This is a genomic window from Nocardioides sp. NPDC058538, assembly GCF_042719275.1.
Lineage (GTDB): Bacteria > Actinomycetota > Actinomycetes > Propionibacteriales > Nocardioidaceae > Nocardioides.
The window spans coordinates 70,721-94,464 of record NZ_JBHXNY010000018.1 but is presented as its reverse complement, the minus strand read 5'-3'; the positions used below and the strand labels follow the sequence as shown (position 1 = coordinate 94,464).

Here is a 23,744-nt window from a genome sequence, read left to right as displayed (position 1 = left end):
GTCTGACCTCCGTGTCGGTCGTTGCGTGGAACTCGATGCTGGTGAGAAGAACTTAACCATTCCTCTCGGTTCTTGGGCGCAAATCGGGCGTGGGGTGCGTGGGGTGAGAGGCTTGTCTCGTGAGTTCAAACAGGTCCGTGCTCGACGCGATCATCGACGGCGTACGTCTGGACCTGGCGCAGCGCCAGGCGACGATGTCCGAGGCGGACCTGCGGGCCCGGCTCGCCGACGTCGACGCGCCCCGCGACCCGATGCCGCACTTCCGTGCGGCGGGCAGCAGCGTGATCGCCGAGGTGAAGCGGAAGAGCCCCTCCAAGGGCGCCCTGGCCGACATCCCGGACCCGGCCGAGCTGGCCCAGAAGTACGCCGCCGGCGGTGCCGCCGCGATCTCGGTGCTCACCGAGGAACGCCGCTTCGGTGGGTCGCTCGCCGACCTGCGCGCGGTCCGCGCCGCCGTCGACACCCCGATCCTGCGCAAGGACTTCATCGTCGAGCCCTACCAGCTGCTGGAGGCCCGGGCAGCCGGCGCCGACCTCGCGCTGCTGATCGTGGCCGCGCTGGACGACGACACGATGCGCAGCCTCTACGAGCAGGCTTGCGAGCTCGGGCTGACCGTGCTGGTCGAGACCCACGACGAGGCCGAGGTCGCCCGGGCGGTCGACCTCGGCGCCGAGCTGATCGGCGTCAACGCTCGCAACCTGAAGACCCTGGAGATCGACCAGGACGTCTTCGGACGGCTCGCGCCGCTCATCCCCGAGGACCGGGTGAAGGTCGCCGAGTCGGGCATCTTCACCGCCACCGACGTCAAGCGCCACGTCTGCGAAGGGGCCCGCGCGGTCCTGGTCGGCGAGGCGCTGGTCAAGCATGGCGACCCGCAAGGCACGGTCGCCGAGTTCACCGGAATCCAAGGCTAGGACCAGCCATGACAACTCACATCCACGAAACGACGAGCTACGACGCCGACGAGTTCGGCTGGTTCGGTGGCGAGGCCGAGGGATTCGGCGGCCGCTTCATGCCCGAGGCGCTGATGAAGGCGCTCATCGAGCTCGACGACGCCTGGCAGAAGGCGAAGGCCGACCCGGAGTTCGTGGCCGAGTTCGACGCGATCCTGCGTGATTACGCCAACCTGCCGAGCCCGCTCTACCACGCGACCCGGCTCTCCGAGCAGCTCGGCGTACGCGTCCTCCTCAAGCGCGAGGACCTCAACCACACCGGCGCCCACAAGATCCGCAACGTGCTCGGCCAGGCACTGCTGACCAAGCGGATGGGCAAGACCCGGGTCATCGCCGAGACCGGCGCCGGCCAGCACGGCGTGGCCTCCGCGACCGCGGCTGCCTACTTCGGTCTCGACTGCACCGTCTACATGGGCAAGGTCGACACCGACCGCCAGGCGCTCAACGTGGCCCGGATGCGGCTGCTCGGCGCCGAGGTCGTCCCGGTGCCCTCCGGCAGCGGCACCCTCAAGGACGCGATCAACGAGGCGCTGCGCGACTGGGTCGCCAGCGTCGACCACACCGCCTACCTGTTCGGCACCGCCGCCGGGCCGCACCCGTTCCCGACGCTGGTCAGGGACATCGTGCGCGGCATCGGCGACGAGGCCCGGGCGCAGTCCATCGAGCAGTTCGGTGGACTCCCGAACGCCGTCCTCGCCGCGGTCGGCGGTGGCTCGAACGCGATCGGCCTCTTCACCGCGTTCCTGGACGACGAGGACGTCGAGATCCACGGCTTCGAGGCCGGGGGAGACGGGTTCGAGACCGGCCGGCACGCCGCCACCATCCAGGCCAACGACCCGGGCGTGCTCCACGGCGCCCGCACCTACGTGCTCCAGGACGAGGACGGCCAGACCATCGAGTCCCACTCGATCTCCGCCGGTCTCGACTACCCCGGGGTCGGGCCCCAGCACGCCTGGCTGGCCAAGTCCGGCCGCGCCTCCTACACCTCGGTCACCGACAAGGAGGCGATGGACGCCTTCGCGCTGCTCTCGCGCTCGGAAGGGATCATCCCGGCGATCGAGTCGGCCCACGCGATCGCCGGCGCCATCAAGATCGCGCCGCAGATCAAGGAGCGTCACGGCGAGGGCGCCACGATCCTGATCAACCTGTCCGGTCGCGGCGACAAGGACATGGGCACGGCCATCGAGTACTTCGGGCTCGGCGACGAAGGAGCCGGGGCCCGAAGCGACAAGCACAGCGGGCTCGGCGACGAAGGAGCCGGGGCCCGAAGCGACAAGCACAGCGGGTTGGGCGACAGCAAGCAGGGAGAAGCACAGTGAGTACGTCGGAAGCGTTCGCGAAGGCGAAGGCCGAGAACCGCGCCGCCCTGGTCGGCTACCTCCCGGCGGGCTTCCCCACGGTCGAGGGCTCGATCGAGGCGCTGACGACGATGGTCGAGGCCGGCTGCGACATCATCGAGATCGGCCTGCCCTACTCCGACCCGGTCATGGACGGCCCCACGATCCAGGACGCGGTGCAGCAGGCGCTCGACGGCGGCGTACGTGTCGACGACGTGTTCCGAGCCGTCGAGGCCGTGGCCGCGACCGGGGTGCCGACCCTGGTGATGACCAGCTGGAACCCGATCGAGCGCCGCGGCGTGGACCGCTTCGCCCAGCAGCTGCAGGATGCCGGCGGCGCGGGCCTGATCACGCCCGACATCACCCCTGACTTCGCACCGGAGTGGATCGAGGCCGCCGACGCACGAGACCTCGACAAGGTCTTCCTGGTCGCGCCGAGCAGCACCGACGAGCGGATCGCGATGACCACGGCCCAGTGCCGAGGCTTCGTCTATGCCACCGCGGTCATGGGCGTCACCGGCGCCCGCGCCAAGACCTCCGACCTGGCCGCCCCGCTGGTGGCCCGCACGAAGATGCTCAACCGATCAGGGGCCGACCTGCCCGTCGGCGTCGGTCTCGGGGTCAGCAACGGCGCCCAGGCGGCCGAGATGGCTGCCTACGCCGACGGGGTCATCGTCGGCTCCGCCTTCGTGCGTACGCTGCTGGACAACCGCTCCGACGAGCAGGCGGCGCTCAAGGCGCTGGCGAGCCTGACCGAGGACCTGGCCGCGGGAGTCCGCGCGCGTTGAGGTTCCTCGTATCGACCGTCCTGCTCGTTCTCGTCGGGGTGCTCACAGGCTGTGGCGCCGCCGGGACCGGTCAGGCGCCGGCCTCGGTGATGACCGGGCAGGAGCACACGCCCTACCGGCTCACCGACACCGCGCTGACCGACACCGACGGCGAGCCGTACTCGCTGGCCACCGACGCCGACAGGCCGCTGACGCTGGTCTTCTACGGCTACACCAGCTGCCCTGACGAGTGCCCGCTGGTGATGTCGAGCCTGACCGCGGCACTGACTCGCCTCGACGACGCGGACCGGGACAAGGTTGAGGTCGTGTTCGTTACCACCGACCCGGCGCGCGACACGACCAAGGTGCTCGAGAAGTATCTGGACCGCTACGACGAGGACTTCATCGGACTCACCGGTGACCTGAAGGACATCGTCACCCTGGCCGAGTCGATGCGGCTCTACATAGGGGAGGCCGACCGGCTACCCAGTGGGGGCTACGATCTCGGGGTCCACGACACCCACGTCTCGGCGGTCTCCCAGGGACAGGCCAGCGTGGTGTGGTCGATGAACACCTCTCCCAAGCAGTTCGCCGACGACATCCACCGCCTTCTCACTCAGAAGTAGCCAAGAAGGGCCCCGCATGATCCTCCCGATGTCCATCCCCAGCCCCGCCGAAGGGGTGCTCTGGCTCGGGCCGGTCCCGTTGCGCGGCTACGCCTTCGCGATCATCCTCGGCATCATCGTCGCCGTCTGGGTCTCCGAGCGCCGCTGGCAGGCCCGCGGCGGCCGGGCCGGCGACATCCAGGACATCGCGCTGTGGGCGGTTCCGTTCGGCCTGGTCGGCGGCCGGATCTACCACGTCATGACCGACTGGCAGCTCTACTTCGGCGACGGGGCCAACCCGATCGAGGCGCTCTACATCTGGCGCGGCGGGCTCGGTGTGTGGGGCGCGATCGCGCTCGGCGCCGTGGGCGCGGTCATCGGCGCGAAGCAGAAGGGCATCAAGATCATCCCGCTGCTGGACACGATCGCCCCGACCTGCCTGCTCGCGATGGGCATCGGCCGCTGGGGCAACTGGTTCAACCAGGAGCTCTTCGGCAGGCCCACCGACCTGCCCTGGGGGCTGGAGATCGACCCGTCGTTCTTCCCCGACGGTCCCAGCCAGTTCCCGGTCGGCACCACGTTCCACCCGACGTTCCTCTACGAGTTCTGCTGGGACCTCCTCGCCTTCTTCGTGATCGTCTACCTGCAGAAGAAGCTGCGTCTGGGCGGCGGCCGTGTGGTCGCTCTCTACGTGATGGCCTACTGCCTCGGCCGCGGCATGATCGAGACCCTGCGCATCGACAACGTGCAGCTGGTCAACGTGCTCGGCCTGCGCTGGAGCGAGTGGATGTCGATCATCTTGTTCGTCCTGGCAGCAGCGTGGTGGACGTACGCCACTGTGACCGGCCGGGGTAGTCTCGAGGAGGAGGTCTACAGCGATCCTGCCAAGGCCCCGGCGAACGACGTCGAGAACGACAGCGAGAACGAACCCGTGAGCGACACTGACGGCAACGCAGCCGACAACGGGACCGACGACGAGGAATCCTCGACAAAGGCCTGATCAGACGCAGATATTGGGCGCAACGCAGCGCCTCGCGGGAGGGTGTCCACCGATGGACCCTCGTTCGCAACCTACGCGTGACACAGTGGTAACCTAGCCGCACTCGCGCGGGCCAACGCTGTCCCCTGCAGATTGCCAGTTTCATCCCCGCAAGGGCGCGCGCACTCGTCGCAGACATCCCCCGCTCCGGACTGGACTCGAAGCAGAGTCAGAGATCCGGGGCTATTGGGCTGCGTCGGTCGGTGCGTGCCTGAGCCCGGACAGACGGGAGATCCCGGTGCCGTACGAGCACTCGTATCCATCCCCCCAGGGCCTCTATGACCCTCGGTTCGAGAAGGACGCCTGCGGCGTCGCCATGGTTGCGACGCTGACCGGCGTGGCCAGCCACGACATCGTGAAGCAGGGCATCCGTGCCCTGGTGAATCTCGACCACCGCGGCGCCGCCGGCGCCGAGACCAACTCTGGCGACGGCGCCGGGATCCTGCTGCAGGTCCCCGACGCCTTCCTTCGTGAGGTCGTCGACTTCGACCTTCCGGCCGAGCGTGCCTACGCCGTCGGCACCGCCTTCATCCCCGGCGACGCCGACCAGGTCGAGCGCACCGTGAAGATGGTCGAGGAGATCGCGACCGAGGAGGGCCTCGAGGTCCTCGGGTGGCGGGACGTACCGGTCAACCCCGACTCCCTCGGGGCCACCGCCAAGGCGGTCATGCCGACCTTCCGCCAGCTCTTCGTCGCCGGCGCCAAGCAGCGCGTCACGGGCCTGGCCCTGGAGCGGCTCTCCTTCTGCCTGCGCAAGCGCGCGGAGAGGGAGACCGACGTCTACTTCCCGTCGCTGTCGAGCCGCACCATCGTCTACAAGGGCATGCTCACCACGCCCCAGCTGGCCGAGGTCTTCCCCGACCTGGTCGACGAGCGGGTAACCTCCGCGATCGCCGTCGTCCACAGCCGGTTCTCGACCAACACCTTCCCGAGCTGGCCGCTGAGCCACCCGTTCCGGTTCATCGCCCACAACGGCGAGATCAACACGGTCATGGGCAACCGCAACTGGATGAAGGCGCGCGAGTCGCTGCTCGCCTCCGAGCTGATCCCCGGCGACCTCGAGCGGCTCTTCCCGATCTGCACCGAGGGCGCCTCCGACTCGGCCTCGTTCGATGAGGTCCTCGAGCTCCTCCACCTGGCCGGACGCAGCCTGCCGCACGCCATGCTGATGATGATCCCGGAGGCGTGGGAGAAGCACGAGGAGATGGACTCCGCCCGCAAGGCGTTCTACGAGTTCCACTCCTCGCTGATGGAGCCTTGGGACGGCCCCGCGTCGGTGGTCTTCACCGACGGCACCCAGATCGGCGCGGTCCTCGACCGCAACGGTCTGCGACCCTCCCGCTACTGGGTCACCGAGGACGGCCTTGTCGTGCTCGGCTCCGAGGCCGGTGTGCTCGACGACATCGACCCTGCCACCGTGGTCCGCAAGGGCCGCGTCCAGCCGGGCAAGATGTTCCTCGTCGACACCGCGGAGCACCGCATCATCGAGGACGACGAGATCAAGTCCGAGCTCGCCGCCGAGAACCCCTACGACGAGTGGCTCCACGCCGGTCTCGTACGCCTCGAGGACATCCCCGAGCGCGAGCACATCGTGCACACCCACGCGAGCGTCACCCGCCGCCAGCAGGTCTTCGGCTACACCGAGGAGGAGCTTCGGATCCTGCTCGCGCCGATGGCCAACACCGGCGCCGAGCCGATCGGCTCGATGGGCACCGACAGCCCGATCGCGGCGCTGAGCGACAAGCCGCGGATGCTGTTCGACTACTTCGCCCAGCTCTTCGCGCAGGTCACCAACCCGCCGCTGGACGCGATCCGCGAGGAGCTCGTCACCAGCCTCAACGGCACCATCGGCGCCGAGTCCAACCTGCTCAACCCCGGACCGGCCTCGTGTCGTCAGATCGTGCTGCCGTTCCCGGTCATCTCCAACGACGACCTGGCCAAGATCCGTCACATCAACCGTGACGGCGACATGCCGGGCTTCCAGGTCCACATCGTCCGCGGCCTCTACGAGGTCGACGGCGGGGCCGAGGCGCTGCAGGCGCGCCTGGACGAGATCTCCGCCGAGGTCTCCCAGGCGATCGAGGACGGCGCGCGCATCATCGTCCTCTCCGACCGCCACTCCACCCAGGAGATGGCGCCGATCCCGTCGCTGCTCCTGACCGGCGCCGTCCACCACCACCTGGTCCGCGAGCGCACCCGCTCGCAGGTCGGCCTGCTGATCGAGGCCGGAGACGTACGCGAGGTCCACCACGTCGCCCTGCTGATCGGCTATGGCGCCGCCGCGGTCAACCCCTACCTTGCGGTCGAGTCCGTCGAGGACCTCGCCTACGAGGGCTACTACGTGAAGGCCGACGCCGAGAAGGCGATGGCCAACACGATCAAGGCGCTCGGCAAGGGTGTCCTCAAGGTGATGTCGAAGATCGGCGTCTCCACGGTCGCCTCCTACACCGGCGCCCAGATCTTCGAGGCCGTCGGCCTGTCGAATGAGGTCGTGGAGCGCTACTTCACCGGCACCACCTCCAAGCTCGGCGGCATCGGCCTCGACGTGATCGCCGAGGAGGTCGCGAAGCGGCACGCCACCGCCTACCCGCGCGACGGCGTCGCCAACGCCCACCGCGCGCTGCCCATCGGCGGCGAGTACCAGTGGCGCCGCGAGGGTGAGCCGCACCTGTTCGACCCGGAGACGGTCTTCCGGCTCCAGCACGCCACCCGCAGCGGCCGCTACGACGTCTTCAAGCAGTACACCGACCGCGTCAACGAGCAGTCCGAGCGACTGATGACGCTGCGCGGGCTCTTCAAGCTCAAGGGCGCCGAGGAGCTGGGTCGCCAGAAGATCTCGATCGACGAGGTCGAGCCCGTCGAGGCGATCGTCAAGCGCTTCTCGACCGGCGCGATGTCGTACGGCTCGATCTCCAAGGAGGCTCACGAGACGCTCGCCGTCGCGATGAACATCCTCGGCGGCAAGTCCAACACCGGTGAGGGTGGCGAGGACCCGGATCGTCTCTACGACCCGAAGCGCCGCTCGTCGATCAAGCAGGTCGCCTCGGGACGCTTCGGCGTCACCAGCGAATACCTGACCAACGCCGACGACATCCAGATCAAGATGGCCCAGGGTGCCAAGCCCGGTGAGGGCGGCCAGCTGCCCGGCCACAAGGTCTACCCGTGGGTCGCCAAGACGCGTCACTCGACGCCGGGTGTGGGCCTCATCTCCCCGCCGCCGCACCACGACATCTACTCCATCGAGGACCTGGCTCAGCTGATCCACGACCTCAAGAACGCCAACCCGAGTGCTCGCGTCCACGTGAAGCTCGTGGCCGAGGTCGGCGTCGGCACGGTCGCCGCGGGCGTCTCCAAGGCCCACGCCGACGTGGTCCTGATCTCCGGTCACGACGGCGGCACCGGTGCCTCCCCGCTGACCTCGCTCAAGCACGCCGGTGGTCCCTGGGAGCTCGGTCTCGCCGAGGCGCAGCAGACGCTGCTCCTCAACGGTCTGCGCGACCGGATCGTGGTGCAGACCGACGGTCAGCTCAAGACCGGCCGCGACGTCGTGATCGCCGCGCTGCTCGGTGCCGAGGAGTTCGGCTTCGCCACCGCGCCGCTGGTCGTCTCCGGCTGCGTGATGATGCGGGTCTGCCACCTCGACACCTGCCCGGTCGGCGTCGCCACCCAGAACCCGGTCCTTCGGGAGCGGTTCACCGGCAAGGCGGAGTACGTCGTCAACTTCATGCGCTACATCGCCGAGGAGGTCCGTGAGCTCCTCGCCGAGCTCGGCTTCCGGAGCATCGACGAGGCCGTCGGCCACGCCGAGGCGCTCGACGCCCGCGACGCGATCGACCACTGGAAGGCCTCCGGGCTCGACCTGTCGCCGATCTTCACCCGTGTGGAGTCGCCGCAGCAGTTCTCCGACCAGGCCCTCTACAACACCAAGGGCCAGGACCACGGTCTGGAGAAGTCGCTCGACGTCAACGAGCTGCTGCCGCTCGCGGCCCCGGCGCTCGAGCGCGGCGAGCCCGTTCGCGCCCAGCTGCCGATCCGCAACGTCAACCGCACCGTCGGCACGATCCTCGGTCACGAGATCACCAAGCGCTACCGCGGAGAGGGGCTGCCCGAGGGCACGATCGACATCACCTTCACCGGGTCGGCGGGCCAGTCCTTCGGCGCGTTCATCCCGAGCGGCCTGACGCTGCGCCTGGAGGGCGACGCCAACGACTACGTCGGAAAGGGCCTTTCCGGCGGCCGGGTGGTCATCCGCCCGGAGCGTACGGCCGGGTTCCGGGCCGAGGAGCACATCATCGCCGGCAACACCCTGGCCTACGGCGCCACCAGCGGGCGGATCCACATCCGCGGAGGCGTGGGGGAGCGGGCCGCGGTCCGCAACTCGGGTGCCAGCATCGTCACCGAAGGTGTCGGCGACCACGGCTGCGAGTACATGACCGGCGGTCGTGTCGTCGTGCTCGGCCCGACCGGGCGCAACTTCGCCGCCGGTATGTCCGGTGGGGTCGCCTGGGTCCTCGACTTCGAGGAGCAGCGTCTCAACAGCGAGCTGGACGATGCCACCCCGGTGGACGAGAAGTACGCCGCCGAGCTCGAGCAGCTGGTCCGCGACCACCTCGAGGAGACCGGCTCGGCCGTGGCCGAGGCGCTCCTGGCCGACTGGCCGAACTCTCTGACCCGCTTCACGCAGGTCATGCCCAGTGACTACAAGCGCGTACTCGAAGCCCAGGAGGAGGCCCTCGAGGAGGGTCTCGACGAGGACGAAGCAGCGCAGCGGATTATGGAGGTCCTCCATGGCTGACCCGAAGGGTTTTCTGAAGAACGGCCGCGAGGTCGCTGAGAGGCGTCCTGTCGACGAGCGGGTCAAGGACTGGCACGAGGTCTACCCGGGCAAGATCGGCAAGACCCTGCTGCCGATCATCAACACCCAGGCCTCGCGCTGCATGGACTGCGGCATCCCGTTCTGCCACCAGGGCTGCCCGCTCGGCAACATCATCCCCGAGTGGAACGACCTGGTCTGGCGCAACGACTGGGAGGGCGCCTCGGAGCGTCTGCACGCGACCAACAACTTCCCGGAGTTCACCGGTCGTCTCTGCCCGGCTCCGTGCGAGGCCGCCTGCGTGCTGGGCATCAACCAGCCCGCGGTGACGATCAAGAACATCGAGGTCGCGATCATCGACAAGGCCTGGGACGCGGGCCACGTCAAGCCGCAGCCGCCCGAGTGGCTCTCCGGCAAGGCGGTCGCCGTGATCGGCTCCGGCCCCGCGGGCCTGGCCGCCGCCCAGCAGCTCACCCGCTCGGGCCACACCGTGGCCGTCTACGAGCGGGCCGACAAGATCGGCGGCCTGCTGCGCTACGGCATCCCCGAGTTCAAGATGGAGAAGTCGCAGGTCGACCAGCGCCTGGCACAGATGCGGCGCGAGGGCACGGTCTTCCGTCCGGGCGTCGACGTCGGCACCGACATCACCGGTGCGCAGCTCCGGGACCGCTACGACGCCATCGTGCTGGCCAACGGCTCGACCGTCGGGCGCGACCTGCCGGTCCCCGGGCGTGAGCTGAGGGGGATCCACCAGGCGATGGACTACCTGCCGCAGTCCAACCGGGCCTCGCTCGGCGAGGCGGTCCCCGACCAGATCCTGGCCGAGGGCAAGCACGTGGTCATCATCGGTGGCGGTGACACCGGCGCCGACTGCCTCGGCACGGCGATCCGCCAGGGCGCGGAGTCGATCACCCAGCTGGAGATCATGCCGCGTCCGTCGGAGGAGCGCCCCGAAGGCCAGCCGTGGCCGACGTACCCGATGACCTACCGGGTCGCCTCCGCGCACGAGGAAGGTGGCGAGCGGGTCTACGCCGTCTCCACCAAGGAGTTCCTCGGCACCGAGGACGGCCGCGTACGCGCGCTGAAGCTCGTCGAGGTCGAGTTCATCGACGGCAAGCTGACCGAGAAGGAGGGGACCGAGAAGGAGATCCCCGCCGACCTGGTGCTGCTGGCCATGGGCTTCACCGGCCCGGAGAAGGACGGTCTCCTCACCCAGCTGGGTGTGGAGTACGACGCTCGCGGCAACGTCGCCCGCGACGACTCCTTCGCCACCTCCGTCCCCGGCGTGTACGTCGCCGGCGACGCGGGTCGCGGACAGTCGCTGATCGTGTGGGCGATCGCCGAGGGCCGCGCCGCCGCGGCCGCCGTCGACACCTTCCTCACCGGCTCGACCAACCTGCCCGCGCCGATCCGCCCGACGGACCGGCAGCTGATGGTCTGAGGCCTACCAAGGCCGAGGCACAACGGCGTGCCGACCACTGGCCCGGGAACACCAAAAAGGAGGTGCCGGGCCAGTCGGGTTCTGAGCGGACGACCGACGGGCGCGTGGGATCGCGCAGTCAGGGTCGCGACTGGTAGCCGTGCCAGCCTTCGGGTGCGTGCTCCAGTGGCTGCCAGCGGGGAATGTAGTGCTCGAGAAATACCTGCCCGAGCAGCGCTCCTCGCGACCGCACACCCGTCTTCTCGAAGATCGCCTTGAGGTGGTCCTGGACCGTGTACGCCGACAGGTGCAGCCGCGCGGCGATCTCCTTGGTGGCCAGGCCGGCGATGCACATGCGGGTCACGTCCACCTCGCGCGGAGTCAGTCCGTAGGCGAGAGCAACGAGCGGCGCGACCTCGGAGGGCGAGGCCTGCTGGATGACCACCACGGTCCGGCCGTCGCCGCCACTGAGCCGACTTCCGTAGAGCAGGAGCCAGGTGCCGTCGGCGGCTCGCAGGCGTGCGCGTGCCGCCGTCTCGAGGGGGTCGCCGTCCGTCGCGTTGCGGGCTCGAGAAGCCACGGCCTGGAGGACCTTGGACTCCCCGGGCGTGTCGGGTGGCGGGTTCTCGGTCATGAGGCCGATCCACTGCTCGGCCGCGGGTGTCAGTGACTCGACCCCGCCGTCGGCGTCGAAGGTCACCACCCCGGGGCCGACCGAGCCAGCCATCGTCTCGGCCGCGATGGTGCTCACCAGCGCGCGACGTGCGGCGACGGCGATGACGGCGGAGAGGCCGGCGAGCAGGGCGACGTCCTCCTCGGCGAACCAGGCCCGACCATCGTCGCGGAGCAGCCCGACGGCGGCCCAGTAGCCATCACCGTCAACCATGCTTCCTCGGAGCTCGTCTCCGATGCCGAAGTCACGTTGTGAGCGATGGCGTGCGCTGCGCGTCAACGTGCCGTGGGTGGCTTGGCTCGTGGAGCCGGCCAGTCGGCCGGAGCGTGCGAGGAAGCTCCACTTGTTGACGTCCTCGACGAGGTACTCGAACTCCGCGAGCCACGACCCGCTGCAGCTCACCTCGCGGTTGACGCTGCCGGTCAGCAAGACGGTGCCCGGATCGACCGTGTGCCAGCAGGACCGGTCGAAGTCGATGGCTCGACCGAGGAGCTGGTCGGCCGCGGCGACGTAGTCGGTCCAGGCCAGACCGTCACGGGCGAGGCCGTGCAGCTGGTCGGCGAGCCTGTCGGCGTCCATGGTTCCACGATAGGCCCGCGGCGCCCGGTGAACAGCCCAGAAATCTGGGAGTTACCTCCGCGTCCAGGAGGCTGATGGTGGAGGCATGGACACCATCACTCCCGAACCGATCACTGGCCTGACATGCACCCCCGACAGGTCGTGATCATCGGCGCTGGCACTTCGGGCCTCTCAGCCGCGGTGGCGCTCGCCGACCGCGGCGTCCGGCCGCTGGTGGTCGACCGGGCCGACCAGGTCGGCTCCTCGTGGCGCAGTCGCTACGACCGACTCTGCCTGAACACCGGACGGCAGTTCTCGCACCTGCCGAAACGCCCGTACCCCAAGGGAACACCGACCTACCCGACCCGCGACCAGGTGATCGCCCATCTCGAGCAGCACGCGACGGACGGCGGGATCGAGCTGCGGTTGGGCTGCTCGACCGAGCGGATCGAGCGGAGCAGGGACGGCTGGCGGATCATCACCTCCGGTGGTGTCTTCGAGGCTCCCCAGGTCGTCATGGCGACGGGCTACGACCATGAGCCCTTCCTGCCCGAATGGCCCGGTCGCGAGTCGTGGATCGGTGACCTGGTGCACTCCTCGCGCTACGCCAACCCCGCTGCCTTCGTTGGGCGCACGGTCCTCGTCGTCGGCTCCGGCAGCTCTGGCCTCGAGCTCGCCTTCGACCTGGCCACCGGCGGCGCGGACAAGGTCTGGCTCGCCGTACGAACACCGCCGAACATCATGCTGCGCGAAGGCCCGCTGGGCCTACCCGGCGACGTGATCGCGATCCCTCTCCACAACTCGCCCGTCCGGGTCGCGGATGCCATCGCCCGCTTCGGACGCCGACTCGCCATCGGCGACCTGAGCGAGTTCGGGCTCCCCGCACCCGAAGAGGGGATCTTCGCCCGGAGCGAGCGGCTCGGGGTCGCTCCTGCGATCGTCGACCGTGAGGTCATCGCCGCCATCCGTGACCGTGCCTTCGATGTCGTCGGCGCAGTCGATTCGCTGACCAGTGACACCGTGCACCTGGTCGACGGCAGCACCATCCGCCCCGACGCCCTCGTCTGTGCGACCGGCTTCAGACGCGGGCTGGCGAAGGTGGTCGGCCACCTCGGCGTGCTCGACGAGCAGGGCCGTCCCACAGTCACCGGCAAGGTGCCCGCCGAACCCGGGCTGCGCTTCATCGGCTTCGTCCCACGTGCCGCACAGATCGGGTACGCCGCCAAACAGGCCAGACACGCCGCCAAGGCAATCGCCAAGGAACTTCGAGCCCGCTGATCGGCACTGATCCTCGCGATCAGCTGCCACCGGACCGGCCCCGCTCCTACACACTTGTGGCGAGGAGTTTGTCGCTCACGTGCATTGCCGGGCCTGTGGGCAGGGGCTAGCCGTCGGCGACCTCACGCTCGACGTGCCGCGGGCAGGCGCCATCTGAGGCGGGGACCTGGGTGAATGCTCGATGAATGGCCATCTCGGGGCACCCCGCGGGTGCTGGTTTGAACGATCCAGAGGGGTAGTCTGGGCTCCCGTGAGAAGAGCGAAGATCGTCTGCACCCTGGGACCCGCCGTCGGGACGGAGCGTCGCATCCGCGAGCTCGTCTACGCAGGCATGGACGTCGCCCGGATGAACATGAGCCACGGGTCCCACGACGACCACTCCAGCAACTACGCGCTGGTGCGGGAGGCGGCCGCTGCGAGCGGGCACAGCGTCGGCATCTTCGCCGACCTGCAGGGGCCCAAGATCCGCCTGGAGCGGTTCAAGGAAGGCTCCGCGACGCTGCGCCGCGGCCAGGCCTGGACGATCACCACGCGCGACGTGCAGGGTGACGACGAGATCTGCGGGACGACGTACAAGGGACTTCCCGGTGACGTGAAGGTCGGTGACCCGATCCTGATCGACGACGGCAAGCTGCGCCTGCGGGTCACCGCGGTCGACGACACCGAGGTCCACACCGAGGTGCTGGTCGGTGGGCCGGTCTCCAACAACAAGGGCATCAACCTGCCCGGCGTCGCCGTCTCCGTGCCGGCCCTGTCCGAGAAGGACGAGGAGGACCTCCGGTTCGCGCTCAAGCTCGGCGTCGACATGATCGCGCTCAGCTTCGTGCGCAACGCGAGGGACTACGAGGACGTCCGCAAGATCATGGACGAGGAGGGGCGCGTCGTCCCGGTCATCGCCAAGATCGAGAAGCCGCAGGCGATCGACAACCTCGACGAGGTCATCGCCGCATTCGACATGTTCATGGTCGCCCGTGGCGACCTCGGCGTGGAGTGCCCGCTCGAGGAGGTGCCGTTCCTGCAGAAGCGGATCATCGAGCTGGCCCGCCTCAACGCCAAGCCGGTCATCGTCGCCACCCAGATGCTCGACTCGATGATCTCCAGCCCGGCGCCCACCCGCGCCGAGGCGAACGACGTCGCCAACGCCGTCCTCGACGGTGCCGACGCGGTGATGCTCTCCGCCGAGACGAGCGTGGGGGACTATCCGATCCACACCGTCGAGACGATGGCCCGCATCATCGCCGCCACCGAGCGCCACGCCCTCTCCTCGGAGAGCAGCCGCGCCGCCGAGCTCAGCCCCATCGACTGGGACCCGCACACCCGCTCCGGTGTGATCGCCAAGGCCGCCGCCGAGGTCGCCGACCGGGTCGGCGCGAAATACCTGGTCGCCTTCACCACCTCCGGTGACTCCGCCCGCCGCCTCTCCCGGCTGCGCGGCGCGATCCCGTTGCTCGCCTTCACCCCCTCCGATGCCGTACGCAGCCAGCTCGCGCTCAGCTGGGGCACCGAGACCTTCCGCACCGACGAGGTCGAGCACACCGACGAGATGGTCCGGCAGGTCGATGAGAACCTGCTCAAGCTCGGCCGCGTCGAGGAGGGCGACCTCGTCGTCATCATCGCCGGCTCGCCTCCCGGCATCCCCGGCTCCACCAACGCCCTGCGGATCCACCGCATCGGCGACGCGATCAACGAGGTCGCGCCCGCCTACGAGCGCAAGGGCTAGCTCTTCGGGCCGATCAGTGCGTCGAGCGCCGCGACCGCCTCGCGGCGCGAGACGCTGATCGTCTTCCAGGAGGACTGGCGCCAGGGGATGCCGACCAGATCGAGCGCCCAGGTGCAGAGGTCGCGGATGTCGTCGGAATGATTGACGAACTGCCATCGGCCGTACTCGTAGCGCTTCTTCTCTCCCGCGACAATCCGGGTCGCCCAGTTCGCCACTCGGCACCCGTCCGAATGGAACAATCCGCGGAGGAACGGGCCCGGGTGGGCTGACACGATCTCCTGCTGCCACGGCTCCAGGACGATTCTGCGCTCGTGCTTGCGACCGGGGCCGTGCTGCGGGAAGAGGCAGGGCAAGTGCTGCCAGTTCAGCTGAACGTCCGCACAGCCGGGCTTCTCGACGATGAATACGGTGCCACCTGGCCTGATCCGGCCGAGCAGGTCGACCACGTCGTCGATGACCCGGGGATGGGCCAGGTCGCACGTGATGCGAAGGAAGTAGTAGCGCGCGGCTTTCGCGATGTGGCCGTCGCCGAGGTAGAAGCCGAGAAGAGCCGCGTACGCTTCCTGGTCGATCGGCAACTCGTCGCATCGCGGGCAGGCACCTGGCCTGCTGCGTGGCTCCTGGCTCCGCCACTCGCGAATGGTGGACCGCGCCACCCCAGTTGAGCGCGCGACTGTCGACAGTGAGGCGCCCTGCTGAAGGAGAGCGAGTGCCTCAGTGCGGACGCGGCCTGCGTACATGCTCGTAGTCTGCACTCGACCACCGGCAACTTGGCTGAACGAATTTGGTGCCCCGAGTCGGATTCGAACCGACACTATACGGTGTTTGAGACCGCCCTCTCTGCCGTTGGAGTACCGGGGCTCCGGGGCCCGCGAACGGGCCTGGCATGGGGCAAACTTACCGGACCGAGTCTGAGATCACGTAGCCGGTGCGGGCGTGTGATGGCCTAGTCTGTGCTCGTGACGCAGAGCAACCCCAGCAGCACCCCGGAGAGCCAGGCGCGGCGTACGGTCGTCATCGCGGAGGACGAGGTCCTGATCAGGATGGACCTCAAGGAGATGCTCACCGAGGAGGGTTACGACGTCGTCGGTGAGGCGGGCGACGGCAAGGCCGCGATCGAGCTCACCACCGAGCACAGACCCGACCTGGTGATCCTCGACGTCAAGATGCCCGTGCTCGACGGGATCGCGGCGGCGGAGGCGATCGCGCGCGACCGGATCGCCCCGGTGGTCATGCTGACCGCGTTCTCCCAGCGTGACCTGGTGGAGCGGGCCCGCGACGCGGGCGCGATGGCGTACCTCGTCAAGCCGTTCAACATCACCGACCTGGTGCCAGCGATCGAGCTGGCGGTGAGCCGTTTCCAGGAGCTCGCCCAGCTCGAGCGGGAGGTCGCCGGTCTGACCGACCGGCTGGAGACCCGCAAGGCGGTCGACCGGGCCAAGGGCATCCTGCAGGAGGGTCTGACACTGAGCGAGCCCGACGCTTTCCGGTGGATCCAGAAGACCGCGATGGACCTGCGGCTGTCGATGCGCCAGGTCGCCGAGGGCGTCATCGAGCACGGCGTGAGCGGGCCACGTACCTGAATCCGTGTAAACGGCGTGTCACAGATCGGTTGCGGTCTCAGATGAGGGTCAACCTGTGGCTTGTTCGTGGGTGATCTCGGCCTAGACTGCCCGCGCGGATCCGGCCGACCAGCGTATTCAGCTGGTGTCAGGGTCCGTCTTTAGGACACACAGGCAGGAGTACCCACGTGCGCAAGCGGCTCTACAGAGTCCTCGTCGCGCTCATCGGTGCGCTGATGGTGCTGTTGGTTGGGAGCCCGGGTGCCGCACAGGCAACCGAGACCCCACCGCCGGACGCCACCGCGATCCAGGTGACGCTTCAGGACGAGGCCAACAAGGATGCCCAAGGCAATCCGAAACCGATCCCGGGAGTGACCCTCGAGGTCAGCAAGGACGGCGAGAAGGCCGGCGAGGGCGTCACCGACGACAAGGGCGTAGCGATCATCGTCGTCGAGGAGCTCGGGAAGTACACCGTGACCCTCGACGAGAAGACGCTCCCGGAAGGGACGATCCTCGACGAGAACACCAAGGGTGAAGCCACCGTCCAGGTACGTTTCCAGGGACCCAACAACCGGGCGATCTTCCCGATCGGGGTCACCGCTGGTGAGGAGTCGAACTTCGGCAAGGACCTCGCCCAGAACCTGCGCGCGGGCATCGTGTTCGCCCTGGTCCTGTGCCTGGCGGCCCTCGGGTTCTCGCTGATCTTCGGCACGACCGGCCTGTCCAACTTCGCCCACGGTGAGATGCTCACCTTTGGTGCGCTGATGGCTTGGACCTTCGACCAGGTCTTCAAGACCGGCGCCCTGGCCTCGGTCTCGGTGCTCCTCGCCGGCATCATCGCGGTCCTCCTCGGTGGCCTGGGTGGCTTCGCGCAGGAGAAGATCCTGTGGGGCCCGCTGCGCCGGCGCGGCACCGGCCTGATCGCGATGATGATCGTCTCGATCGGCCTGGCGATCTTCCTGCGCTACCTGTTCCAGTACTTCTACGGCTCCTCGACCCGGTCGCTGTCGCAGTACAACGGCCAGCAGCGTGAGCAGCACTGGTACTACCTCGGTCTCTCGCTCGCCGACCGCGAGGTGGTCATCGTGCTCGTCGCGATCATCACGATCACCGCGGTCTGCCTGTGGCTGGCCAAGAGCCGGATGGGCAAGGCGATGCGCGCGGTCTCGGACAACCCGGCACTGGCCGCGTCCTCCGGCCTGCGAGTCGACGGCGTCATCACCAACGCGTGGGTGATCGGTGGCGCGCTGACCGCGCTGTCCGGTGTGCTCTATGCGATGCAGCTGCAGGTCAACAGCTTCATGGGCATGCGGATCCTGCTGGTCATCCTCGCCGCGGTCACCCTCGGTGGTCTCGGCACGATCTGGGGCGCTCTCGTCGGCTCGCTGGTGATCGGGCTCGTCTACGAGCTCGGGCCGCTGTTCGGCGTGCCCGCCTCGATCAAGGAGATCGGCCCGCTGCTGATCATGATCGTGATCCTGCTGGTGCGGCCCCAGGGCATCCTGGGTCGTAAAGAGCGGCTCGGGTAGGAGAGACAATGGATATTCTCGACATTCTCCGGGCGGCGCTGCAGCAGGCACTCGGCCCGCAGGCAATCGTCTTCGCCCTGGCCGCCATCGGCCTCAACATCCACTTCGGCTACACCGGGCTGCTCAACTTCGGCCAGGCCGGGTTCGTGGCGGTGGGCGCCTATGGTCTGGCCGTCTCCGTGGTCACCTACGGAGCGCCGTTCTGGCTCGGTATCGTCATGGCGATCGTGGCCCCGCTGCTGCTCGCCGTGGTCCTGGGTGTGCCGACGCTGCGTCTGCGTGCGGACTATCTGGCTATCGTCACCATCGCCGCGGCCGAGGTGCTGCGGTTCGTCTTCGGCTCGGTGGAGATGAAGGACACCTTCGGTGGCTCCAACGGGCTCAACGGCTATGCCAGGCCGTTCCAGGAGGCCAACCCCTACAGCAGCGGCATCGATCTGGGGTTCATCTCCTTCGGTCGCAACGACCTGTGGTCGCTGACCGTCGGCTGGATCCTGGTCGCGCTGTGCTGCCTGCTGGTGTGGGCACTGATGCGCAGCCCGTGGGGCCGTGTGCTCCGCTCCATCCGTGAGGACGAGGACGCGGTCCGCTCACTGGGCAAGAACGTGTTCGCGTACAAGATGCAGGCGCTTGCGCTCGGTGGTGTCATCGGTGGTCTGGGCGGCATGTTCCTGGCGCTCAAGCAGGCCTCGGTCGTGCCGAGCGACTACTCGACGCTGATGACGTTCTACGCCTTTGCCGCTCTGCTCCTCGGCGGCGCGGGCCGAGTGATGGGCCCGGTCATCGGCTCGGTCCTGTTCTGGTTCCTGATTGCGGGGCTAGGCTCGTTCTTCAGCCAGTCCGCAGGTAAGGGCGGATGGATCCCGACGGTGATCATGACCGACACCCAAGCCAGTGTGATCCGCTACATCATGCTGGGGCTGGCCATCATGCTGCTGATGATCTTCCGTCCCCAGGGGATCATCGGCGACCGTAGGGAGATCGCGATCGATGGACGCTGACATGACTGACCAGACGAGCACCGAGACGAACGACGTGGCGAGCAAGACCGGGCCCGCGGGTCTGGTCGGCGCGAGCACGGAGCCGGGCAGCAAGAAGTCCGACCCGATCATCGTCGCCGACAACATCACGCGTACGTTCGGAGGACTCACCGCCGTCGACGTCGCCCACGTCGAGATCCAGCGTGGTGCGATCACCGCGCTGATCGGCCCCAACGGAGCCGGGAAGACGACGTTCTTCAACCTGCTGACCGGCTTCGACCAGCCCAACACCGGCGCGTGGAGCCTGGAGGGCAAGTCGCTCAAGGGTGTCGCCCCCTACAAGGTCGCCCGCCTCGGGATGGTGCGCACCTTCCAGCTCACCAAGGTGCTGGCCAAGCTCACCGTGATCGAGAACATGCGCCTGGGCGCCACGGGACAGAAGGGTGAGCGGTTCTGGGCCGCGCCGTTCAAGTTCCTGTGGGGCAAGCAGGAGGACGAGGTCACCGCGAAGGCCGATGACCTGCTGGCCCGGTTCCTGCTGGACAAGAAGCGCGAGGACTTCGCCGGCTCGCTCTCCGGCGGTCAGCGCAAGCTGCTCGAGATGGCCCGCGCGCTCATGGTCGACCCTGAGGTCGTCATGCTCGACGAGCCGATGGCGGGCGTGAACCCGGCTTTGAAGCAGTCGTTGCTGGGTCACGTGAAGTCGCTGCGCGACGAGGGCCGCACGGTCCTCTTCGTGGAGCACGACATGGACATGGTCCGCGACATCTCCGACTGGGTCATCGTGATGGCCCAGGGCAAGATCGTCGCTGAGGGCACCCCTGAGTCGGTCATGGCCGACCAGCGTGTCATCGATGCCTATCTCGGGGCCCACCACGACACCGACCTGAGCGAGCTCGACGAAGAGGTCCTCGAGGCCGAGGTCGAGGCAGAGCTCGACGGCGAGATCGTCGAAGAGGAGGACTCGAAGTGACTTCCACCGATGCGGAGAAGTTCCGCGAGCAGCATCTGAGCGAGGCCGATGGTGCGGTGCTCCGCGCCGACGGGCTCATCGCCGGCTACCTGCCCGGGGTCAACATCCTCAACGACACCGACCTCTACTGCCAGCCCGGCGAGCTGGTCGGCATCATCGGCCCCAACGGTGCCGGCAAGTCGACCCTGCTCAAGGCGCTGTTCGGCCTGGTGAAGATCCACGAGGGCACGGTCAAGCTGAACGGTGAGGACATCACCGGCAAGCGTGCTGACGAGCTGGTCTCGCGAGGCATCGGGTTCGTACCGCAGAACAACAACGTCTTCCCGAGCCTGACCATCGAGGAGAACCTCGAGATGGGCTGCTACCAGGCTCCGAAGAAGTTCGCGGAGCGGTTCGAGTTCGTCACCGGGATCTTTCCTGCCCTCGGTGAGCGCCGCAAGCAGCGCGCCGGTGGCCTCTCCGGTGGTGAGCGTCAGATGGTCGCGATGGGCCGGGCGCTGATGATGGAGCCGTCGGTCCTGCTGCTCGACGAGCCCTCCGCGGGCCTCTCGCCGGTCATGCAGGACGAGGTCTTCGTGCAGACCCGCAAGATCAACCAGGCGGGTGTCTCGGTCGTGATGGTCGAGCAGAACGCCCGCCGCTGCCTGCAGATCTGCGACCGCGGCTACGTGCTCGACCAGGGCCGCAACGCCTACACCGGCGCTGGCCGCGAGCTCGCCGACGACCCCAAGGTGATCGAGCTCTACCTCGGCACCCTGGGTGCCAAGGAGGACTGACGAGGTACGTCCCGAAACGGCCAGGGCCCCGGAGCAGCATGCTCCGGGGCCCTGGCCGTTCGTGCTCAGGCGACGGTGTGCGAGCGTCGCTGGGAGCGCCGGGCGGCGAGCAGCTCGCCGACGGCGCTGGACTGCTTCGGGCCGCGCTGCAGGCGGGCGTGGTGGGGCAGGGCCCGGCCCAGGACGTTGAGCCGGGAGCGTACGACCGCGGTCGGGGCCACCCGCATCACGGCCTGGGCGCCGAGGCCGATCCGGGCGAGGAACCGGTTGCCGTCACGGCCACCGGATGAGGCCGCGGCTGCGATCGTCCTGACTCCGCGCTCCTCGGCGAAGGAGACGGCCGACTCCATCAGCATCCGGCCCACGCCCCGGCGGCGGAAGCTGGGCACGACATGGGGCGCGAAGATCTGCACCGTCGGCTCCAGGTTGAGCGGACCGAAGGTGGTCGCGCGCACGTAGACCGCCCCAACGGGCTCGCTGCCGCACTCGGCGACCAGCAGGCGCTGGTCGGGGGAGGCGTCGGCGGCACGGATGATCGTCTCCAGGTCGCCCAGCTGGTCCTGGGCGTCCGCCATCCGCAGCGAGTCCTGCCAGATGCCGAGGAGGAAGAGCGCGTCATCGGCTCGTGCCTCTCGCATCGTCACCGGCACCCTCATCGAGTCCGTCCTCCGAGAGTGCCGTGCGTACAGATGATCACAATTCCTCCACGATCGTGGCTGTTCCTGGGCGGAATCGGGTTTCCCGAGTGATTATGGGTCACCACGGCACCGATATTACGGAGCCGATGATGGCGGCAACCCAGGCAATGATGCCATGGGGGAGATGTAACGGATTGGTGAAAAGACAGGTCCCTCGGGTGATTCACCCTCCGAGCGTCTCTAATGTGTCTCCGCAAGGTCCGGCGTGAGTCGGGCCAGCCCATACGAAAGAGGGACAAAGCAGTGAACTCATCATCCTCTACCTGGATGAAGCTGACCGCAGGCGCCGGCGCCTTGGCGCTCAGCTTCACCCTCGCCGCCTGCGGCGGCGAGACCGCTTCCGAGGAGCCGGAGAAGAAGGCCGCCGCCAAGGGCGACGGCACTCTCACCATCGGGCAGCTTCTCCCGCAGACCGGCAGCCTCGCGTTCCTCGGGCCGCCCGAGTTCGCCGGTTCCGACCTGGCGATCCAGGACATCAACGCCGCCGGCGGTGTGCTCGGCAAGGACATCGTGTCCGTCGTAGCGGACTCCGGTGACACCACCTCCGCGATCGCCCCCACCGAGGCCGACAAGCTCATCGACGCCAAGTCCGACGTCATCATCGGCACCGCGTCCTCGGGCGTGTCGATGACCGTGATCGACAAGATCATGTCGTCGGGCACCGTGATGTTCTCCCCGGCCAACACCTCGACCGAGTTCGACGAGGGCGACTTCGCCAAGGCGGACCTCTACTTCCGCACGGCTCCGTCCGACATCCTGCAGGGCGCCGTCATGGCCAACCTGCTGCTCGAGGACAAGCGCACCAACGTGGCGATCCTGGCCCGCCAGGACGCCTACGGCGAGACGCTTGCCGAGGAGGTCAAGGCCAACCTCGAGGGTGCCGGCTCCAAGGTCGCCACCACGGCGTACTACTCCGAGGACGCCACCTCGTTCGACGCCCAGATCAACGAGGTCGCCGGCTCCGGTGCCGACGCGGTCGTCGTGATCGCCTTCGAGGAGACCAAGAAGCTCATCCCGCAGCTCATCGCCGCGGGTGCCGGTCCGGCCAAGCTGCCGACGTACTTCGTCGACGGCAACCTGTCGGACTACTCCAAGGACTTCACCAAGGGTGAGCTCAAGGGTGTCAAGGGCACCCTCCCGGGCGCCGAGACCACTGGTGACTTCAAGGAGCAGCTGCTGAAGGTCGACCCGAAGCTGGCCGACTACTCCTACGCCGCCGAGTCCTACGACGCGACCATCGTCTCCGCGCTGGCCGCGGTGAAGGCTGACAGCGACGCTGGCGAGGCCATCGCCGAGGAGATCGTCGACATCACCACCGGTGGTGAGAAGTGCGAGACGTACGCCGACTGCCTCGCGCTCATCGAGGACGGCAAGGACGTCGACTACGACGGCAAGTCCGGCCCGATCGAGCTCGGCGAGACCGGTAGCCCGACGGCCGCGTCCATCGGTATCTACCAGTACAACGACAAGGCGACCTACGCCCCCGTCAAGTACATCGCTGGCGAAGTCTGATCCAGATCCAACCAGTGAAAGGGCCCCGGAGCGACACACGCTCCGGGGCCCTTCTACGTGGGTTCCTACATCGAGATCCGGTCGGCGTCGATGAGCGAGCAGGTGATCCGCGAGGTGCAGACCCGCTTGCCGCGCTCGTCGGTGATCACGACCTCGTAGGCAGCCGAGCTGCGGCCGAGGTGGATGGCGGTCGCGGTGCCGGTGACGATGCCGGAGGTCGCGGACCGGTGGTGGGTGGCGTTGATGTCGACGCCGACGGCGAGCTTGCCCAGGGACGCGGCGTGCATGCCGGAGCCGGTGGAGCCGAGCGTCTCGGCGAGCGCGACCGAGGCGCCGCCGTGCAGTAGCCCGTACGGCTGGGTGTTGCCTTCGACCGGCATGGTGCCGACGACCTTCTCGGCGGAGATCTCCAGGATCTTGACGCCCATCTTGTCGTTGAGGCCACCCATGCCGTGGGGGAGCGAGGCGAAGAACGTCTCGCCTGCGGTCTTGTCGCTCGGCGAGACGGTCTGGTCGGTGGTCGATGCATCGGTCATGGATGCATCGTCGCA

General features: G+C 68.3%; 19 protein-coding genes and 1 tRNA gene. 15 read left to right on the top strand and 5 right to left on the bottom strand.

Translation table 11 applies throughout. The features are described 5' to 3' along the window. Positions 1-119: 119 nt before the first annotated feature. From trpC to ACFWQC_RS17080, 7 genes are all read left to right on the top strand, one after another. Entirely contained in the window at positions 120-914 is a 795-nt protein-coding gene (trpC, locus tag ACFWQC_RS17110; protein WP_378680238.1) for an indole-3-glycerol phosphate synthase TrpC, read from the top strand. An 8-nt stretch (positions 915-922) separates the two neighbouring features. Then, positions 923-2,272: a tryptophan synthase subunit beta gene (trpB, locus tag ACFWQC_RS17105; protein WP_378680236.1), complete on the top strand. Its 1,350-nt coding sequence runs from the start codon at positions 923-925 to the stop codon at positions 2,270-2,272. After that, positions 2,269-3,078, top strand: coding sequence for a tryptophan synthase subunit alpha (trpA, locus tag ACFWQC_RS17100; protein WP_378680232.1), 810 nt, complete (start codon positions 2,269-2,271; stop codon positions 3,076-3,078). The genes trpB and trpA overlap by 4 nt, the downstream gene beginning before the upstream one ends. Continuing rightward, positions 3,075-3,683, top strand: coding sequence for an SCO family protein (locus tag ACFWQC_RS17095; protein WP_378680229.1), 609 nt, complete (start codon positions 3,075-3,077; stop codon positions 3,681-3,683). Before trpA ends, ACFWQC_RS17095 begins: the two co-directional genes overlap by 4 nt. Positions 3,684-3,711: 28 nt before the next feature. Next, entirely contained in the window at positions 3,712-4,662 is a 951-nt protein-coding gene (gene lgt / locus ACFWQC_RS17090) for a prolipoprotein diacylglyceryl transferase (protein ID WP_378680226.1), read from the top strand. Between the two features lie 277 nt (positions 4,663-4,939). After that, entirely contained in the window at positions 4,940-9,496 is a 4,557-nt protein-coding gene (gltB, locus tag ACFWQC_RS17085; protein WP_378680224.1) for a glutamate synthase large subunit, read from the top strand. Beyond that, complete coding sequence (locus tag ACFWQC_RS17080; protein ID WP_378680221.1) at positions 9,489-10,955, top strand: glutamate synthase subunit beta; 1,467 nt, start codon at positions 9,489-9,491, stop codon at positions 10,953-10,955. Before gltB ends, ACFWQC_RS17080 begins: the two co-directional genes overlap by 8 nt. A gap of 118 nt (positions 10,956-11,073) precedes the next feature. Here the strand turns inward: ACFWQC_RS17080 and ACFWQC_RS17075 are convergent, their stop codons facing one another. Then, entirely contained in the window at positions 11,074-12,186 is a 1,113-nt protein-coding gene (locus ACFWQC_RS17075; protein ID WP_378680219.1) for a helix-turn-helix transcriptional regulator, read from the bottom strand. Between the two features lie 123 nt (positions 12,187-12,309). On the opposite strand from ACFWQC_RS17075, the gene ACFWQC_RS17070 reads away from it, so the two are divergent. Both ACFWQC_RS17070 and pyk read left to right on the top strand, forming a co-directional pair. Next, on the top strand, positions 12,310-13,443 hold the full coding sequence (locus ACFWQC_RS17070) for a flavin-containing monooxygenase (RefSeq protein WP_378680217.1): 1,134 nt from the start codon (positions 12,310-12,312) through the stop codon (positions 13,441-13,443). Between the two features lie 250 nt (positions 13,444-13,693). Then, positions 13,694-15,163, top strand: a complete 1,470-nt coding sequence (pyk, locus tag ACFWQC_RS17065; protein ID WP_378680215.1) for a pyruvate kinase — start codon at positions 13,694-13,696, stop codon at positions 15,161-15,163. On the opposite strand, the gene ACFWQC_RS17060 is transcribed toward pyk, so the two are convergent. Both ACFWQC_RS17060 and ACFWQC_RS17055 read right to left on the bottom strand, forming a co-directional pair. Then, on the bottom strand, positions 15,160-15,741 hold the full coding sequence (locus ACFWQC_RS17060; protein ID WP_378680212.1) for a transcriptional regulator: 582 nt from the start codon (positions 15,739-15,741) through the stop codon (positions 15,160-15,162). The genes pyk and ACFWQC_RS17060 overlap by 4 nt on opposite strands. Positions 15,742-15,948: 207 nt before the next feature. Next, a tRNA-Leu gene (locus ACFWQC_RS17055) sits at positions 15,949-16,024 on the bottom strand. A 92-nt stretch (positions 16,025-16,116) separates the two neighbouring features. Here ACFWQC_RS17055 and ACFWQC_RS17050 point away from each other — a divergent pair. From ACFWQC_RS17050 to ACFWQC_RS17030, 5 genes are all read left to right on the top strand, one after another. After that, positions 16,117-16,746: an ANTAR domain-containing response regulator gene (locus ACFWQC_RS17050; protein WP_378680209.1), complete on the top strand. Its 630-nt coding sequence runs from the start codon at positions 16,117-16,119 to the stop codon at positions 16,744-16,746. A gap of 167 nt (positions 16,747-16,913) precedes the next feature. Continuing rightward, a complete protein-coding gene (locus tag ACFWQC_RS17045) occupies positions 16,914-18,254 on the top strand; it encodes a hypothetical protein (protein ID WP_378680206.1) in 1,341 nt (446 codons plus the stop codon). An 8-nt stretch (positions 18,255-18,262) separates the two neighbouring features. Further along, positions 18,263-19,255 (top strand): branched-chain amino acid ABC transporter permease, encoded by a 993-nt coding sequence (locus tag ACFWQC_RS17040; protein WP_378680204.1) that lies wholly within the window; start codon positions 18,263-18,265, stop codon positions 19,253-19,255. Between the two features lies 1 nt (position 19,256). Further along, on the top strand, positions 19,257-20,207 hold the full coding sequence (locus ACFWQC_RS17035) for an ABC transporter ATP-binding protein (protein WP_378680202.1): 951 nt from the start codon (positions 19,257-19,259) through the stop codon (positions 20,205-20,207). Next, the gene (locus ACFWQC_RS17030) at positions 20,204-20,983 is read left to right on the top strand and encodes an ABC transporter ATP-binding protein (RefSeq protein WP_378680199.1); all 780 of its coding nucleotides are present in this window, start codon (positions 20,204-20,206) and stop codon (positions 20,981-20,983) included. Before ACFWQC_RS17035 ends, ACFWQC_RS17030 begins: the two co-directional genes overlap by 4 nt. A 65-nt stretch (positions 20,984-21,048) precedes the next feature. Here ACFWQC_RS17030 and ACFWQC_RS17025 read toward each other — a convergent pair whose 3' ends face one another. Continuing rightward, positions 21,049-21,639: a GNAT family N-acetyltransferase gene (locus tag ACFWQC_RS17025; protein ID WP_378680197.1), complete on the bottom strand. Its 591-nt coding sequence runs from the start codon at positions 21,637-21,639 to the stop codon at positions 21,049-21,051. A gap of 309 nt (positions 21,640-21,948) precedes the next feature. Between ACFWQC_RS17025 and ACFWQC_RS17020 the strand changes: the two genes are divergently transcribed. After that, positions 21,949-23,193 (top strand): ABC transporter substrate-binding protein, encoded by a 1,245-nt coding sequence (locus ACFWQC_RS17020; protein ID WP_378680194.1) that lies wholly within the window; start codon positions 21,949-21,951, stop codon positions 23,191-23,193. Positions 23,194-23,258: 65 nt separating this feature from the next. On the opposite strand, the gene ACFWQC_RS17015 is transcribed toward ACFWQC_RS17020, so the two are convergent. Then, positions 23,259-23,729: a hotdog fold thioesterase gene (locus ACFWQC_RS17015; RefSeq protein ID WP_378680191.1), complete on the bottom strand. Its 471-nt coding sequence runs from the start codon at positions 23,727-23,729 to the stop codon at positions 23,259-23,261. Positions 23,730-23,744 lie beyond the last annotated feature (15 nt).

Excerpts from the sequence above, each read along its gene's own strand:
- ACFWQC_RS17080 (WP_378680221.1), top strand. The coding sequence starts at position 9,489 with ATGGCTGACCCGAAGGGTTTTCTGAAGAACGGCCGCGAGGTCGCTGAG.
- ACFWQC_RS17040 (WP_378680204.1), top strand. The coding sequence starts at position 18,263 with ATGGATATTCTCGACATTCTCCGGGCGGCGCTGCAGCAGGCACTCGGC.
- ACFWQC_RS17020 (WP_378680194.1), top strand. The coding sequence starts at position 21,949 with ATGAAGCTGACCGCAGGCGCCGGCGCCTTGGCGCTCAGCTTCACCCTC.
- trpB (WP_378680236.1), top strand. The coding sequence starts at position 923 with ATGACAACTCACATCCACGAAACGACGAGCTACGACGCCGACGAGTTC.
- lgt (WP_378680226.1), top strand. The coding sequence starts at position 3,712 with ATGTCCATCCCCAGCCCCGCCGAAGGGGTGCTCTGGCTCGGGCCGGTC.
- ACFWQC_RS17075 (WP_378680219.1), bottom strand. The coding sequence starts at position 12,186 with ATGGACGCCGACAGGCTCGCCGACCAGCTGCACGGCCTCGCCCGTGAC.
- ACFWQC_RS17070 (WP_378680217.1), top strand. The coding sequence starts at position 12,310 with ATGCACCCCCGACAGGTCGTGATCATCGGCGCTGGCACTTCGGGCCTC.
- ACFWQC_RS17015 (WP_378680191.1), bottom strand. The coding sequence starts at position 23,729 with ATGACCGATGCATCGACCACCGACCAGACCGTCTCGCCGAGCGACAAG.
- ACFWQC_RS17025 (WP_378680197.1), bottom strand. The coding sequence starts at position 21,639 with ATGAGGGTGCCGGTGACGATGCGAGAGGCACGAGCCGATGACGCGCTC.
- ACFWQC_RS17035 (WP_378680202.1), top strand. The coding sequence starts at position 19,257 with ATGACTGACCAGACGAGCACCGAGACGAACGACGTGGCGAGCAAGACC.